Annotated in this window: 14 protein-coding genes; 12 read left to right on the top strand and 2 right to left on the bottom strand. The window is 76.0% G+C overall.

Annotated features, from left to right (window positions below):
• The first annotated feature begins 1 nt into the window (after position 1).
• Both ACUN9U_RS03720 and whiG read left to right on the top strand, forming a co-directional pair.
• A complete protein-coding gene (locus ACUN9U_RS03720) occupies positions 2–913 on the top strand; it encodes a tyrosine recombinase XerC (protein WP_445483733.1) in 912 nt (303 codons plus the stop codon).
• 53 nt (positions 914–966) lie between these two features.
• A complete protein-coding gene (gene whiG, locus ACUN9U_RS03725; RefSeq protein WP_445483570.1) occupies positions 967–1,863 on the top strand; it encodes an RNA polymerase sigma factor WhiG in 897 nt (298 codons plus the stop codon).
• On the opposite strand, the gene ACUN9U_RS03730 is transcribed toward whiG, so the two are convergent.
• Positions 1,860–2,543, bottom strand: coding sequence for a peptidoglycan DD-metalloendopeptidase family protein (locus ACUN9U_RS03730; RefSeq protein WP_445483571.1), 684 nt, complete (start codon positions 2,541–2,543; stop codon positions 1,860–1,862). The genes whiG and ACUN9U_RS03730 overlap by 4 nt on opposite strands.
• Positions 2,544–2,946: 403 nt before the next feature.
• On the opposite strand from ACUN9U_RS03730, the gene rpsB reads away from it, so the two are divergent.
• From rpsB to ACUN9U_RS03780, 10 genes are all read left to right on the top strand, one after another.
• Entirely contained in the window at positions 2,947–3,936 is a 990-nt protein-coding gene (rpsB, locus tag ACUN9U_RS03735) for a 30S ribosomal protein S2 (protein ID WP_445483572.1), read from the top strand.
• A gap of 144 nt (positions 3,937–4,080) precedes the next feature.
• Positions 4,081–4,905, top strand: a complete 825-nt coding sequence (tsf, locus tag ACUN9U_RS03740; RefSeq protein WP_445483573.1) for a translation elongation factor Ts — start codon at positions 4,081–4,083, stop codon at positions 4,903–4,905.
• A gap of 4 nt (positions 4,906–4,909) precedes the next feature.
• Complete coding sequence (gene pyrH / locus ACUN9U_RS03745; protein WP_445483574.1) at positions 4,910–5,665, top strand: UMP kinase; 756 nt, start codon at positions 4,910–4,912, stop codon at positions 5,663–5,665.
• Positions 5,666–5,732: 67 nt separating this feature from the next.
• Entirely contained in the window at positions 5,733–6,290 is a 558-nt protein-coding gene (gene frr / locus ACUN9U_RS03750) for a ribosome recycling factor (protein WP_445483575.1), read from the top strand.
• A 39-nt stretch (positions 6,291–6,329) separates the two neighbouring features.
• Positions 6,330–7,196: a phosphatidate cytidylyltransferase gene (locus ACUN9U_RS03755; RefSeq protein WP_445483576.1), complete on the top strand. Its 867-nt coding sequence runs from the start codon at positions 6,330–6,332 to the stop codon at positions 7,194–7,196.
• Positions 7,197–7,206: 10 nt separating this feature from the next.
• Positions 7,207–8,376 carry a 23S rRNA (adenine(2503)-C(2))-methyltransferase RlmN gene (gene rlmN, locus ACUN9U_RS03760; protein ID WP_445483577.1) on the top strand — a complete coding sequence of 390 codons (1,170 nt, stop codon included), beginning with the start codon at positions 7,207–7,209 and terminating at the stop codon, positions 8,374–8,376.
• A gap of 94 nt (positions 8,377–8,470) precedes the next feature.
• Entirely contained in the window at positions 8,471–9,523 is a 1,053-nt protein-coding gene (locus ACUN9U_RS03765) for an LLM class flavin-dependent oxidoreductase (protein ID WP_445483578.1), read from the top strand.
• A 223-nt stretch (positions 9,524–9,746) separates the two neighbouring features.
• On the top strand, positions 9,747–11,450 hold the full coding sequence (locus tag ACUN9U_RS03770) for an ATP-binding cassette domain-containing protein (protein ID WP_445483579.1): 1,704 nt from the start codon (positions 9,747–9,749) through the stop codon (positions 11,448–11,450).
• Positions 11,451–11,517: 67 nt separating this feature from the next.
• A complete protein-coding gene (locus ACUN9U_RS03775) occupies positions 11,518–12,084 on the top strand; it encodes a DivIVA domain-containing protein (protein ID WP_445483580.1) in 567 nt (188 codons plus the stop codon).
• 108 nt (positions 12,085–12,192) lie between these two features.
• The gene (locus ACUN9U_RS03780; RefSeq protein WP_445483581.1) at positions 12,193–13,653 is read left to right on the top strand and encodes a family 43 glycosylhydrolase; all 1,461 of its coding nucleotides are present in this window, start codon (positions 12,193–12,195) and stop codon (positions 13,651–13,653) included.
• Here ACUN9U_RS03780 and ACUN9U_RS03785 read toward each other — a convergent pair whose 3' ends face one another.
• Entirely contained in the window at positions 13,654–15,498 is a 1,845-nt protein-coding gene (locus ACUN9U_RS03785; protein WP_445483582.1) for a chorismate-binding protein, read from the bottom strand.
• Positions 15,499–15,542 lie beyond the last annotated feature (44 nt).

The raw sequence follows: 15,542 nt of genomic DNA on the forward strand, positions 1-15,542 counted from the left end.
GCTGCCGGAGCAGCAGCCCGAGGAGTGGCCCGCGCAGTTCTGCCGCCACCTCGAGCTCGAGCGCGGGTCCTCACCGGCCACCACGCGGGCCTACGCCGCCGACCTCGCCTCGCTGCAGGCGCACCTGCGCGCCACCGGCACCGACCTCGCGGGCCTGTCGCTGGCCGACCTGCGCTCCTGGCTGGGCGCGCAGGCCGCGGCCGGGGCGGCCCGCTCGAGCCTCGCCCGGCGCACCTCCGCGGTGCGGAGCTTCACGGCGTGGGCGGTGCGCACCGGGCGGCTGGCCGCGGACCCGGCGCTGCGGCTGCGCTCGCCGTCGCCCAACCGGACGCTGCCGACCGTGCTGCGGGCCGAGCAGGCCGGTCGCCTCATGGACCTGGCCGCGGTGAGGGCCGACGACGACGACCCCGCCCACCTGCGCGACCGCGCCGCCGCCGAGCTCCTCTACGCCAGCGGCATCCGCGTCAGCGAGCTCGTGGGCCTGGACGTCGACGACGTCGACCGCGAGCGGCGCACCCTGCGCGTGCTCGGCAAGGGCTCCAAGGAGCGGGTCGTGCCCTACGGCCAGCCCGCCGACCGCGCCGTGGGGGAGTACCTGGAGCGGGGCCGCCCCCGGCTCGCCACGCCCGGGTCACCGCCGGCGCTGCTGCTCGGCGCGCGCGGAGGGCGCTGGGACCAGCGCCAGGTGCGCTCGGTGGTCCACGCGCTGCTCAGGGGCCTGGGAGAGGGCGTGGACGCCGCTCCGCACGCGCTGCGCCACACCGCCGCGACCCACCTGCTCGACGGCGGCGCGGACCTGAGGTCCGTCCAGGAGATGCTCGGCCACGCTAGCCTGGCGACCACGCAGGTCTACACCCACGTCTCGGTCGAGCGCCTGCGCCGCAGCTACGAACAGGCCCACCCGCGGGCGTGAGCGCCCGCCGGCGCCCGCCCCCGCAGGGCCGCGTCGGGGAGAGGCAGGGGGACATGACCGAGGCAGCTCCCGTGACGGCGCCCCCGGCGCCCACGATCACCACCTCCCAGCCCGCGCCGCCGGCGCGCGCGCCGCGGCTGGCCTCCCGCCTGGCCACCAAGGGCGCCGACGCCGAGGCCGTGGCGCGCAACGAGGCGCTGCTGCGCGACCTGTGGGAGCGCTTCAAGGCCCACGGCGACCCCGTGGTCCGCGAGCGGCTGATCCTGCACTACGCGCCGCTGGTCAAGTACGTCGCCGGCCGCGTGGCCGTGGGCCTGCCGGCCAACGTCGACCAGGCCGACCTGGTCTCCTACGGCGTCTTCGGGCTCATCGACGCGATCGAGAAGTTCGACCTCGAGCGCGCCATCAAGTTCGAGACCTACGCGATCACCCGCATCCGCGGCGCCATCATCGACGAGCTGCGCGCCATGGACTGGATCCCCCGCTCGGTGCGCAGCAAGGCCCGCGACGTCGAGCGCGCCTACGCGGCCCTGGAGGCCGAGCTGCACCGCACCCCCACCGAGCCCGAGGTGGCCTCGCGCATGGGGATCACCCTCAAGGAGCTGCACGCGATCTTCAGCCAGGTCTCCTACGTCAACGTCGTGGCCCTGGACGAGCTGCTGGGCGTGACGGGGGAGAAGGGCGAGTCGCTGTCCCTGGGCGACACCCTGCAGGACACGCGCGTGGAGGACCCGGTCACCGCCTTCGAGAACGAGGAGACGAAGTACCTCCTCGCGCGGGCCATCGACCAGCTGCCCGAGCGCGAGAAGATCGTGGTGACGCTGTACTACTACGAGAACCTCACGCTCTCGGAGATCGGCAAGGTGCTCGGGGTCACCGAGTCGCGGGTGTGCCAGATGCACACCAAGGCCGTCGTGGCGATGCGCGCCAAGCTCGCCGAGGCCGGCTAGGCCGCTCGGGCCCGCTGGTGCCGCTGGGCGCGCTGCCGCCGTTCGGCCGGCTGCGCGCCCCCCAGGCCCCACCCGGGCACGGGGAGCAGGCGCACCCGCGGGCGCAGGAGCGCCAGCGGGTCCCGGTAGCGCGTCGCGGCTCCCGAGCCCGTCCGCACGCCCCAGTGCAGGCACGCGGCGGACCCGCAGTGCCCGTCCCGCGCCGAGAGGGCACCCACCACCTGCCCGCGCACCACCCTGTCCCCGACGGCCACCCGGGCGTCGACGGGCTCCAGGGTGGCCCGCCACCCGGAGGCGGCGCGCACGCTGACCACGCCGCGCCCCGCCACCGGACCCGCCGCCACGACGACCCCGTCCACCGGCGCCAGGACCGGCTGCCCGGGGACGGCGGCGAGGTCGACCCCGCGGTGTCCCGCGCGCCAGGGCCGGTCCGGCAGCGCCGCCCGGCGCAGCACCTGCGGTGGCCCTGACCCGGACTCCAGCGGCCACGCCCAGGCGGTGGCCCTCCCAGGCCCGGTGGGGGCTGGAGCCGCCACCGCGGTGGAGGACCCGCCGGTGGAGAGCACGGGCCGGCCGTCCGGCTGCCCCGGGAGCGCGGCAGCGGACGCCGCGGGCGCGACGAGCGCGCCGGGCAGGAGCAGGACCACCGCGACCACCACGACCCCCACGACCCTGAGCACCCCAGGAGGCTGGACCCGGGGGCGCCGCGCGCGCCGGGTGCTGCGCGCCCCGGTGGACGGGTGGGCCTCGCAGGCGCCGCCCGGGGGGCCTGTGGGCGGACCGCGGGCGCGCGGTCGGGCCGGCGGTCGGGCCGGTGGTCGGGCCGGTGGTCGGGCCGGTGGTCGGGACCAGTGGTCCGGGGGCTGCGCCGCGTCCGCGTAGGATGGGGCACGGCCGGTCTCACGACCGGTACTTCGCGTGCCCGCACACCGCCTCGCGGCGGGGTGCGCCACCTCGGTCCCGGCGACGCCGGGCGGTGGCGCTCCGCAGGCACCAGGGCGGCGGCCGGACCCGGACCGCCGTGACGAACCGAGAGGGCCCCCACCGGCACGACGTCCGGGGCGGGGTCGAGAGGAGTGCGGCATGGCCGTCGTCACCACGCGCCAGCTGCTCGAGAGCGGCGTCCACTTCGGGCACCAGACCCGTCGCTGGAACCCGAAGATGAAGCGCTTCATCTTCACCGAGCGCAACGGCATCTACATCATCGACCTGCAGCAGTCGCTGACCCACATCGACCGCGCGTACGAGTTCGTCAAGCAGACCGTCGCGCACGGCGGGTCGATCCTCTTCGTGGGCACCAAGAAGCAGGCCCAGGAGCCCCTGGCCGAGCAGGCCGCGCGCGTGGGCATGCCCTACGTCAACCAGCGCTGGCTGGGCGGCATGCTCACCAACTTCCAGACGGTGAGCAAGCGGCTGCAGCGCCTCAAGGAGCTCGAGCAGATCGACTTCGACGACGTGGCCTCCTCGGGCCGCACGAAGAAGGAGCTGCTGATGATGCGCCGCGAGAAGGAGAAGCTCGAGCGCACCCTCGGCGGCATCCGCGACATGGCCCGCACGCCGTCGGCGATCTGGGTCGTGGACACCAACAAGGAGCACCTGGCCGTCGACGAGGCGCACAAGCTGGGCATCCCGGTGGTGGCGATCCTCGACACCAACTGCGACCCCGACGTCGTCGACTACCGCATCCCCGGCAACGACGACGCGATCCGCTCGGTCACCCTGCTGACCCGCGTGATCGCCGACGCCGTGGCCGACGGGCTGCGCACCCGCGCCGGCGGCGACGCTGCCAGCGCCTCCGCCGAGCCGATGGCCGCCTGGGAGGCGGAGCTGCTGGGCGGCGAGCTGCAGACCGGCGACGCCGGCGACCAGGGCGCCCGCGCCGCCGCCAGCCAGGGCGAGGCCGACGCCGCGGCCCAGGTCCCGGCCGGTGCGACGCCGGCCGCCGCGATCGACCAGGCCGAGGGCGAGGCCAGCGACACCGTCGCCACGCCCGCTGCCGACACGACCGACTCGACCGCCGACGCCACCCCGGCGCCGGCCGCCGCCGTCGACGAGGCGCAGCCCAGCGCCTGACGCAGGCCGTCGCGCCAGCGCCGCGCCGCCCCGGACCGGGGCGGCGCGGCACCGCCCCCCGGCCGCACGGCGCCGGGGGCACAGACAGCAAGAGGGCGCGCCAGCACCGGACGGCGCGCCGAGGACGAGGCGAGAGGACGGACCATGGCGACCACCGCCGCTGACATCAAGGCCCTGCGCGAGCAGACCGGCGCGGGCATGCTCGACGTCAAGAAGGCCCTCGACGAGGCCGACGGCGACCGCGCCAAGGCCATCGAGATCCTGCGGGTCAAGGGCCTGAAGGGCGTGACCAAGCGCGAGGGGCGCACCACCAGCAACGGCCTCGTCGCGGCGCGCGTCGAGGGCGGGGTGGGCACCCTCGTCGAGGTCAACTGCGAGACCGACTTCGTCGCGAAGGGCGAGCGCTTCATCGCCCTGGCCGACCGCGTGCTCGACCTCGCGGTGCGCACCGGCGCGAAGGACGCCGAGTCGCTGCTGGCCGCCGAGATCGACGGCAAGCCGCTGCAGGCGCTGCTGGACGAGTCCAACGCCACCATCGGCGAGAAGATCGAGGTCCGCCGCGTGGCGCGCCTGGAGGGCGAGCACGTCGCCTCCTACCTGCACCGCACCAGCCCCGACCTGCCCCCGCAGATCGGCGTGCTCGTGGCGCTGGACAGCGAGGAGGTCGACACCGCCCGCGACGTCGCGATGCACGTGGCGGCCCTGTCGCCGCTGCACCTGCACCGCGACGAGGTCTCCGAGGAGACGGTGGCCAACGAGCGCCGCATCGCCGAGGACACCGCCCGCGAGGAGGGCAAGCCCGAGGCCGCGCTCCCTCGCATCATCGAGGGCCGCGTCAACGGCTTCTTCAAGGACAACGTGCTGCTGGAGCAGGCCTTCGCCAAGGACCCCAAGCGCACCGTCCAGCAGGTGCTCAACGACTCCGGCGTCAAGGTCCTGGGCTTCGCCCGCTTCCGGGTCGGCGCCTGAGGCCGTGAGCTCCCCGGTCAGCGACTCGTCCCCGGCGAGCCTGCGCGGCGACGGCTGGCGCCGCGTCGTCCTGAAGCTGTCGGGCGAGGCGTTCGGGGGCGGCCGCGTCGGGGTGGACCCCGACGTGGTCGCCTCCGTGGCCCGCGCCATCGTCGGTCCCGTCCGCGAGGGCGTGCAGGTGGCCATCGTGGTCGGCGGCGGGAACTACTTCCGCGGCGCCGAGCTCAGCCAGGGCGGCATGGACCGCAGCCGGGCCGACTACATGGGCATGCTGGGCACGGTGATGAACTGCCTGGCGCTGCAGGACTTCCTGGAGCAGGCCGGGGTCGACACCCGCGTGCAGACCGCCATCACCATGGGCCAGGTCGCCGAGCCGTACGTGCCCCGGCGCGCCATCCGCCACATGGAGAAGGGCCGCGTCGTGATCTTCGGCGCCGGCGCCGGCCTGCCGTACTTCTCCACCGACACGGTGGCGGCCCAGCGCGCCCTGGAGATCCGCGCGGACGCGGTGCTCATGGCCAAGAACGGGGTCGACGGGGTGTACACCGCGGACCCGCGCAAGGACCCCGCCGCCTCGCGCCTGGACGAGGTCAGCTACGGGGACGCGCTGCGCCAGCAGCTCAAGGTGGTCGACGCCACCGCCTTCAGCCTGTGCATGGACAACGGCCTGCCCATGGTCGTGTTCGGCATGGACGGGGAGGGCACCATCTCCGCCGCGCTGCGCGGTGAGAGGATCGGCACGCTCGTCTCGGCGGACTGAGGCTCCGCGCCCCCGCGGGGGCGCGGAGCAGCCCGCACGTGACGCACTGACGAGGAGGACCAGGCCTGTGATCGACGACACGCTCCTCGAGGCCGAGGAGAAGATGGAGAAGGCCGTCGAGGTCGCCAAGAACGACTTCTCGGCGATCCGCACCGGCCGGGCCAACCCGGCCCTGTTCGCCAAGGTCAACGTCGAGTACTACGGCGCCATGACCCCGCTGCAGCAGCTGGCGTCCTTCCAGGTGCCTGAGGCGCGCACGGTGCTCATCAGCCCGTACGACAAGTCCTCCATCGCGGCGATCGAGAAGTCGCTGCGGGCCTCCGACCTCGACGTGAACCCGTCCAACGACGGCAACGTCATCCGGATCATCCTCCCGCAGCTCACCGAGGAGCGGCGGCGCGACTACATCAAGCTGGCCCGGTCCAAGGCCGAGGACGCGAAGGTCTCCGTGCGCAGCGTGCGCCGCAGGGCCAAGGACGAGCTCGACAGGGTGGCCAAGGACGGCGAGGCCGGCGAGGACGACGTCGCGCGCGCCGAGAAGGAGCTGGACTCCCTCACCCGCCGCTTCGTCGACGAGATCGACGACCTGGTCAAGCACAAGGAGACCGAGCTCCTCGCCGTCTGAGCGGCGCGGAGCGGGGGAGGTGCGGTGGCCGAGCCGGCGGTGAGCCCTGCCCGTCCGGTGGGGCGGGCTGGCCGCAACCTCCCCGCCGCCATCATCGCCGGCGTCGTCCTCGGCGGTGGCGTCCTGGCGGTGCTGCTGCTGGTCAAGCAGGTCTTCATCGTCGTCGCGGCGCTCGCCGTGGGGCTGTCGGTGCGGGAGCTGGCGCGGGCCCTGGCCACCCGCCACCGCCGCGTCACGCAGGTGCCCCTGGTCGTGGGGTCGGCGGCCACGCTCGTGGCCGCCTACGCCGGCGGCCTGGACGCGCTCCTGGTGGGCGTCTGCCTGACCGCCGTCGCCGCGGTGCTGTGGCGCGTGCTGGAGGTCCCCGACCTGCCGCCGCACGTCGGGGAGGGCACGTCCGCGCCGGGCGTGGCCCTGGTGCGCGACATCACCGCCGCGGTCCTGGTGGTGGGGTGGCTGCCGCTGCTCGCCGGCTTCGCGATGCTCATGCTGGCCGCCGACGACGGCGCGCAGCGCGTGCTCGTCTTCGTGCTGCTCACGGTGTGCAGCGACGTCGGCGGCTACGCGGCGGGGGTCCTGTTCGGGCGCCACCCGATGGCTCCCACCATCAGCCCCAAGAAGTCCTGGGAGGGGCTGGCCGGGTCCGCGGTGGCCTGCCTGGTGGCGGGCTCGCTCTCGGTGTGGCTGCTGCTGGGCGGCACCTGGTGGGCCGGTGCCCTGGTGGGCCTGGGCGCCGTGGTGGCCGCGACGCTGGGCGACCTGTCGGAGTCGATCCTCAAGCGCGACCTCGGCATCAAGGACATGGGCACGCTGGTGCCCGGGCACGGCGGGGCGCTGGACAGGCTCGACTCCCTGCTCGCCGTGGCCCCGACCACCTGGCTGCTGCTGGAGCTGCTGGTCCGCTGAGCGTGGGACCATGGAGAACGCCATGGCTGACTCCGCTGCTCCCGCACCCGCCGCCCCGACCGCTGCTCCGGCGGGGCGCCCCGCGCTGACCCTGGCCGCCCCGCGGCGGGCCAAGCCGCCGCGCCACCTGGCCGACCTGGCCCCCGCCGAGCGCGCCGCCGCCGCCGCCGAGCTGGGCGTGCCCCCGTTCCGCGTCAAGCAGGTCGCCCAGCACTACTTCGGCCGCGGCGAGGTCGACCCGGCCGGGATGACCGACCTGCCCGTGGCGCTGCGCGACCGGCTGGGCGCGGCCCTGCTGCCGCCGCTGCTCACCCGGACCCGCGTGCTGGAGGCCGACGGCGGCGACACGGTCAAGACGCTGTGGAAGCTCTTCGACGGCGCCCGCATCGAGAGCGTCCTCATGCGCTACCCCGGGCGCGTCACCCTCTGCGTGTCCAGCCAGGCCGGCTGCGGCATGGCCTGCCCCTTCTGCGCCACCGGGCAGGGCGGCCTGCAGCGCAACCTGTCGGCCGCGGAGGTCGTCGAGCAGGTCCACGCCGCGAACCGGTACCTGGCGCCCCGCGGTGAGCGCGTCCACAACGTCGTGTTCATGGGCATGGGGGAGGCGCTGGCCAACTACCGGGCGTGCGTCGGCGCCGTGCGCCGCATGGTCGACCCCGCCCCCGACGGGCTGGGCATGTCCGCGCGAGCCATCACGGTCTCGACCGTCGGCCTGGTCCCCGCCGTCGACAAGCTGGCCGCCGAGGGGCTGCCGGTGACGCTGGCCCTGAGCCTGCACGCCCCCGACGACGTGCTGCGGAACGAGCTGGTGCCGCTCAACAGCCGCTTCGACGTGGCGGCCGTGCTGGACTCGGCCAAGCGCTACTTCGACGCCACGGGCCGGCGGGTGAGCATCGAGTACGCCCTCATCCGCGACGTCAACGACCACGCCTGGCGCGCGGACCTGCTCGCCGAGCAGCTCCTGGCGCGCGGCAGCGGCTGGGTGCACGTCAACCCCATCCCGCTCAACCCGACGCCGGGGTCGCGCTGGACGGCCTCCGACCCCCGCGTGGAGGCCGAGTTCGTGCGCCGCCTGCGCGACGCCGGCATCCCCACGACCGTGCGCGACACCCGCGGCCGCGACATCGACGGCGCGTGCGGCCAGCTGGCCGCCTCCGACATCGCCCAGCCCACCGCCTGACCCCCGCCTGACCCACCGCCCAGTCCACCGTCCCTGCCCGCGGGGCCCGGCGGCGGGCGGGAACAGCCCGGCGACCCCGGCGGTTGGTTGAAACATGAAGAACATCGGGTTCCTCAACTTCGGCAACTGGCGCAGCGCCCGCGGCTCCCAGGTCCGCACCGGTGCCGACGCCCTCCTGCAGACCGTCGAGCTGGCCGTGGCCGCCGAGGAGCTCGGGCTGGACGGCGCGTTCATCCGCGTGCACCACTTCGCGCCGCAGCTGTCGAGCCCGTGGCCGCTGCTGGCCGCCATGGCCGCGCGCACCTCGCGCATCGAGCTGGGCACCGGCGTCATCGACATGCGCTACGAGGAGCCGCTGGCCATGGCGGAGCTGGCCGCCTCCACCGACCTCATCAGCGGCGGCAGGCTGCAGCTCGGCGTGAGCCGGGGATCGCCCGAGCCCGCGCTGCGCGGCGCCGAGGCCTTCGGCCACGTCGCCCCCGAGGGGCGCAGCGACGCCGACCTCGCCCGCGACCACACCCGGCGCTTCCGCGCTGCCGTCGCCGGTGCGGGCGTGGCGCCGATGGACGCGCGCATGACGGGTCGCGAGGGACTGCTGTCCGTCCAGCCGCAGGCCCCCGGCCTGGCCGACCGGATCTGGTGGGGCGCCGGGACGCGCGCCACCGCCCGCTGGGCCGGCGAGCAGGGCATGCACCTCATGAGCTCCACGCTGCTCACCGAGGACACCGGTGTGCCCTTCGACCAGCTGCAGGCCGAGCAGATCGCCGGCTTCCGCGAGGCGTGGGCGCAGGCCGGCTGGTCCGGCACGCCCCGGACGTCGGTCTCGCGCAGCGTCATGCCGATCACCACCGACCTCGACAGGATGTACTTCGGCGGCGACGTGGACAGCACCGACCAGGTCGGCTTCCTCGACGGCGGCCTGGCCCGCTTCGGGCGCCACTACGCCGGGGAGCCCGACGCCGTCGCCGAGCAGCTGGCCCGCGACGTGGCCGTGCAGGAGGCGGACACGCTGCTGCTGACGATCCCCAACATGCTGGGCGTGGAGTACAACACCCGGCTGCTGGCGACCGTCGCCGAGCACGTGGCCCCGGCCCTGGGCTGGACCCCGGCGCACCGGCGGACCGAGCAGGAGCCCGCCACCGTCTGAGGCTCGCCCCGGGCCAGCGCACCTCCCCGGGGGGAGCGTGACGTCCGGTGGGCAGGCTGACGTCCGCTTCCCGCCCCGGAAGCGGACAGGAGCCTGCCCACCGGACGCCAGCGTGCCCAGGCAGGAGCCCTGGTGACCGCAGGTGTGGCGCGGAGCCCCGTGATCGTCGGGAAGAGGAAACCCGGGTGACGGCGGGCCAGGGCGTCGGGGAGGATCGACGCCCGTGGCGCACCTCGAGGTCAGCGGGATCTCCTACGACCTCCCCGACGGCCGGCCGCTGCTGCGCGACGTCGGCCTGCGCGTCGGGGACGGCCAGCGCACCGCCCTGGTCGGCCCGAACGGCACGGGCAAGACCACCCTGCTGCGCATCATCACCGGGGAGCTGGCCCCCACGGCCGGGTCCGTCGTCCGCTCCGGGGAGCTGCAGGTCATGCAGCAGTCCGCCGGGGCCGGCGCCGCCGAGGTCCGCGACCTCCTGCTCTCGGTGGCCCCCGCCGCCCTGCGCGCCGCCGCGGCCGAGCTCGACGCCGCCGAGCTGGCGATGATGGAGCTCGACGACGAGCCGACCCAGATGCGCTACGCCGAGGCGATCACCGCCTGGGGCGACGCGGGCGGCTACGAGGCCGAGGTCGCCTGGGACGTCGTGTGCACCGCCGCGCTCGGCGTCGGCTGGGAGCGGGCCCGCCGGCGCGACGTCGCCACCCTGTCCGGCGGTGAGCGCAAGCGCCTGCTGCTGGAGTCCCTGCTGCGCGGCCCGGACGGGGTCCTGCTGCTGGACGAGCCCGACAACGCCCTCGACGTCCCCGGCAAGCGCTGGCTGGAGGAGGCGCTCGTCGCCAGCGGCCGCACGGTGCTGCTCATCAGCCACGACCGCGAGCTGCTCGCCCGCACCGCCACCCGCGTGGCCACGCTGGAGCCCTCCGCTGCGGGCGCACGGCTGTGGGTGCACGGCGGCGGCTTCGACGGGTACGCCGACGCCCGCGCCGACCGCGCCGCCCGGCTCGAGGAGCTGCGCCGCCGCTGGGACGAGGACCACGCGGCGCTGCGCCAGCTGGTGGTCACCCTCAAGCAGAAGGCCACCTTCAACGACGGCATGTCCAGCCGCTACCAGGCCGCGCAGACGCGCCTGGCGCGCTTCGAGGAGGCCGGCCCGCCCGAGGCCGCGCCCGTCGCCCAGCGCCTGGGCATGCGCCTGCGCGGCGGGCGGACGGCCAAGCGCGCGGTCACCTGCACGCAGCTGGGGCTGACCGGCCTGGTGGCCCCCTTCGACCTCGAGCTGCACCTGGGCGACCGGCTCGCCGTCCTGGGCTCCAACGGCTCGGGCAAGAGCCACCTGCTGCGCCTGCTCGCCACCGGCGGCACCCACCCGGAGGCCGAGCACGAGCCGGTCGGGGAGGGACCTCCGCCCGCGCCCGTGGAGCACACCGGCACGGCGAAGCTCGGCGCCAGGGTGCGCCCAGGCTGGTTCCGCCAGTCCTCGGCGCTGCACGGGCAGGCGGCCACGAACGCGGACCCGCACGCCGGGAAGACGCTGCTGGAGGTCCTGCACCGCGGCGACGGGCACCGGCAGGGCCTGCCGCGCGAGCCCGCCACCCGCGCCCTGGACCGCTACGGGCTGGCGAGGTCGGCCGAGCAGCGCGCCGAGACGCTGTCGGGCGGTCAGCGCGCCCGCTTCGGGGTGCTGATGCTGGAGCTGTCGGGTGCCACGCTGCTGCTGCTCGACGAGCCGACCGACAACCTCGACCTGGAGTCCGCCGAGGCGCTGGAGGCGGCCCTGGAGCGCTTCGAGGGCACCGTCGTGGCGGTGACCCACGACCGCTGGTTCGCCCGCGGCTTCGACAGGTTCCTCGTGCTGGGCGCCGACGGCGCCGCGCGCGAGACCCTCGAGCCGGTCTGGGACGAGCCGCCCGTGCAGCGGGTGCGCTGACCCGACGGGCGCCGCCCGCAGGCGTGTTCTCCTGCGGCCCGTGGGGCCGCTGGGGCACCATGCTGGGGTGAGTCCGGGGCCGACGTTCGAGCGCACGACGGGCTTCCGGCGGGGCTACGCCGTGGAGCAGGTGGAGGAGTTCTTCGCCCGCGCCCGCGTCTCCTACGAGACCGGCGGCCCCCGCGGCGGCGTCAGCAGCCGGGACGTGCGCGAGGTCGGCTTCGACCTCGTCCGCCGCGGCTACGACGTGCAGATGGTCGACGCCGCGCTCGACCGCATGGAGGACGCCTTCCTGCGCCGCGAGCAGGAGGTGGTGCGAGGCCGCCTCGGCGCCGACCGCGCCTACGCCGAGCTGGCGGCGCGGGCCGCCACGCTGCGCCCCCGCCTGGAGCGTCCCGAGGGCGACAGGTTCGAGCGGGCCGCCCCCGGCCAGCCCGGCTACGACCCCACCGAGGTCGACGAGCTGTGCGACCGCATCGGCGGCTGGCTCGACGGCGAGCACGGCCTGGGCCACGACGACCTGCGCCGCGCCGTCTTCACGACCCGCCGCGGCGACCACGGCTACGCCGAGCACCAGGTGGACGCCTTCATCGACCGCGCCGTCGAGGTGATGGCGTCCTCCGCCACCGTCTGAGCGCCGCCACGGTCTGAGCGCCACCCCGGCGCGCGGACGGGCGACAGCGCTCCTCCGGACGGAGCAGCGGGCCTGCGGCCCCGGCCGCCGGGTGCCGACCACGTCCACGTGGCCCACCCCGCTCGCACCAGCCCGCTGACCGGCCGGACCCGCCGGGCGCGCCTGCGCGCCGGCGCCGCCGCGGCGCTCGCCGGCCTGCTCGGCGGCCTCGTGGTGCTGCCCGCCGCCACGGCCGCCGCCGTCGACGGCAGCGAGACCCGCGCCTCGGAGATCGCCCACGGCTGGACGGTGCCGGGGGAGGTGTGGCAGGGCGACTTCGCCGACCCCTCCGTGGTCAGGGTCGGCGACACCTACTACGCCTACGCCACCAACACCGCCGGCCGGTACGTGCCCGCCCTGGTCAGCACCGACCTGGTGACCTGGCGCGCGCGGCCGACCTACAGCCAGGCCGGGCCGCCCGGCACCCCCGGGTACTCCGTGGCCGCCGACCCGGCGGTGCCCGCGGAATTCCGCGCCCAGCCGTGGTCGGACTGGGACAAGTACCACAACAACGACGTCCTGGTGCAGCCCGCCTCGTGGGGCCTGAAGACCTCCGACGGCCCGTGGGTGCGCACCGAGTACTGGGCGCCCTCGGCCTTCCAGATCGGCTCCACCTGGTACCTGTACTCCGCGGTGCGCGTGGGCCCCACCCGCTTCTGCCTGACCGTGGCCACCGGCCCCGGCCCGCTCGGGCCCTTCCGCGACGACAGCACCGGCCCGCTCCAGTGCCAGCCGGTGGCGAGCGACCCCGACGGCTCCATCGACCCTGCCGCCTACCACGACCCCGTCACCGGCAAGGACCACCTGCTGTGGAAGGCGCTGGGCAAGGTGGGCAGCCACCCCAGCGCGATCATGTCCGTGGAGCTGGGCGGTGACGGCCGTCCCCGGCCCGGCGCCCCGTGGACGACGCTGCTGACCACCCACGAGGGCGGCTGGGAGGGCACCACCATCGAGAACCCGTCGATGGTGAGCTACGGCGGCACGACCTACCTGTTCTACTCGGCCAACCACTGGGGCACCACGGACGGCGCCGGGCGCAGCCGGTACGCCACCGGCTACGCCATCTGCCCGCGGGGCCCCAGCGGACCGTGCACCCGGCCCGACGAGCGCCCGCTGCTGTCCAGCAGCGGCACCGCGCAGGGACCCGGCGGCTCAGCGGCGTTCCTGGACGCGCAGGGCAGGCTCCGCATCGCCTCGGCCACGTACTTCCTCGGGGAGGACCGGGTGGGCGAGGCGATCCGCCACCCCCGCCGCCTGAGCATCGGCACCCTCACCCGCGCCGCCGACGGGCGCCTGTCGGTGGTCCCGGGCACCGCGCCGGTGGGCGCCTGGACCCCCGAGGCGGCGCCCCCGCGCGCGCCGTCGGCGGCGCCGGCCCCGCGGCCGCCGGCGACGAGGGCGCCCGCGAAGCCGGCGAAGAAGCCCGCCGCGAAGAAGCCCGCCGCGAAGAAGCCCGCCGCGAAGAAGCCCGCCGCGAAGAAGCCCGCCGCCAAGAAGCCCGCCGCGAAGGGGCCGGCCGCGAATCGCTGATCAGGCCAGCACGGCCGGGCGCCACCCGCGCAGCGAGCTGATCACCGCCAGGTCCTGCGCGCGGCGCAGGTCCTGCGGGTGCAGCACGCGCAGCTCCAGCTGGCCGGACTCCAGCAGCCGCTCGCGCAGCACCCCGGGCAGCAGGCCGCACTCCACCGGCGGGGTCCACCACCTCCCGTCCAGGCGCACGGCGAGGTTGGCGGTGCTCGCCTCGCACACCTCGCCGCGCTCGTTGGCCCACGCCACCTCGTCGGAGCCGCCGGGCGCGCCCACGCCGTGCTCGGCGCGCAGCGCCTCGATCCAGCCGCGGCGGGTGGTCTTGTGCCGCGGCCACCAGTCGTCGCTGCGCACCTGCGGTGCGTCCTCGAGCGCCAGCCGCACCGGGGACGGCGACGACGACGGCAGCGCCGCGGTGGTCACCGACAGGCCGCCGTCGGCCGACAGCTCCAGGCGCACCCGCAGCGGCCCGTGCCCACCGGCGGCGCGGGCGCCCGCGACGGCGTCCTCCAGCGCCGCCCGCGCCCGGTCGGGGTCGAGCGGCAGCCCGCAGAACGCCGCCGAGGAGGCCAGGCGGCGCAGGTGGCGCTCGGCGTCGACCAGGCCGGACCCGGGGCGGTGGGCGAGGGTCTCGAGCAGCCCGTGCGCCTGCTCGCGCCGTCCCAGGACGGCGGCCTTGGCGATCACCTCGCGGTGCTCCGCGCGCGCGGTCGAGCCCCAGGTGACGCCGCTGCCCGTGCCGTAGGCGACGCGGCCGCCGCTGACGACCGCCGTCCGGATCGGCACCGCGAAGCTCGCCCGCACCGGCTCGCCCGGGGGCGCCAGCCAGCCGACGGCCCCGCAGTACACCCCGCGCGGGGAGCGCTCGAGCTCGGCGACCGCCCGCATCGTCGAGGCCTTGGGGGCGCCGGTCACCGACCCGCAGGGGAACAGCGCCCGCAGCACGTCCACCGCCGAGGTCCCCGGGCGCAGCACGCCCTCCACGGTGGAGACCACCTGGTGCACCGTGGGGTAGGTCTGCGCGGCGAGAAGCTCGGTGACCTCGACCGACGACGGGTGGCAGACGCGGTGCAGGTCGTTGCGGAGCAGGTCGACGATCATGACGTTCTCCGCCCGCTCCTTGGCGCTGGCGGCCAGGTGCGCCAGCGCGAGCGCGTCCTCGGCGGCCGACCGCCCCCGCGGTGCCGTGCCCTTCATGGGGCGCGCCACCACGCGCTGGGCGACCTCCTGGTCCTGGCCGCCGAGCCCGCCCCGCCGGTGCTCCCCGTCGGCGAGCACGGTGAAGAAGGACTCCGGGCTCGCGCAGGCCACCACCACGTCCTCCCCCCAGGGGCGCAGGTCGAGCAGCGCGCTGTGCGCGCCGCGCTGCGCGGCCACCAGGTCGGCGTAGAGCCGGGCGGCGTCGCCGGCGAAGGGCGCCTCCAGGCGCAGGGTGAGGTTGACCTGGTAGGTCTGGCCCTCGGCGATGCGGCGCCGCACGTCGGCGACGGCGGCCGCGTGCTGCTCGGGGGTGGTGTCCGCAGCCCACGGCCCGGCGGCCCAGCCCGCTGCCGCGCTCGCCGGGAGTGCCGGTGGCGCCGTCGGTGCGGGGGCCTCGCACAGGGCGAACCAGACCAGCGGCAGCCCGGGGCCCGGGGCGCGGGTCACGAGTGCCGGGTCCAGGGCGGGCGCGGCCTCGTAGGCCACCAGGCCGACGGCCCAGCTGCCGGCGGCGACGGCCTCCTGCACCTCCTGCAGGGCGGGCAGGACCTCCTCGAGCGCACGGGCGACGACGACGCGCCGCGGCCCGCGGCCGGGCCCGGCGAACAGCAGCGACCTGCCGGCCTGGAGGTCGTCGGTGCGCAGCACCCGCGCAGTGTGCCCGAGCGCCGCGCGGCGGCGGGTAGCGTCAC

The sequence above is a fragment of the Quadrisphaera sp. KR29 genome, assembly GCF_052644995.1.

Coding starts and splice junctions, on each gene's coding strand:
- whiG (WP_445483570.1), top strand. CDS start 967: ATGACCGAGGCAGCTCCCGTGACGGCGCCCCCGGCGCCCACGATCACC.
- rpsB (WP_445483572.1), top strand. CDS start 2,947: ATGGCCGTCGTCACCACGCGCCAGCTGCTCGAGAGCGGCGTCCACTTC.
- tsf (WP_445483573.1), top strand. CDS start 4,081: ATGGCGACCACCGCCGCTGACATCAAGGCCCTGCGCGAGCAGACCGGC.
- rlmN (WP_445483577.1), top strand. CDS start 7,207: ATGGAGAACGCCATGGCTGACTCCGCTGCTCCCGCACCCGCCGCCCCG.
- ACUN9U_RS03765 (WP_445483578.1), top strand. CDS start 8,471: ATGAAGAACATCGGGTTCCTCAACTTCGGCAACTGGCGCAGCGCCCGC.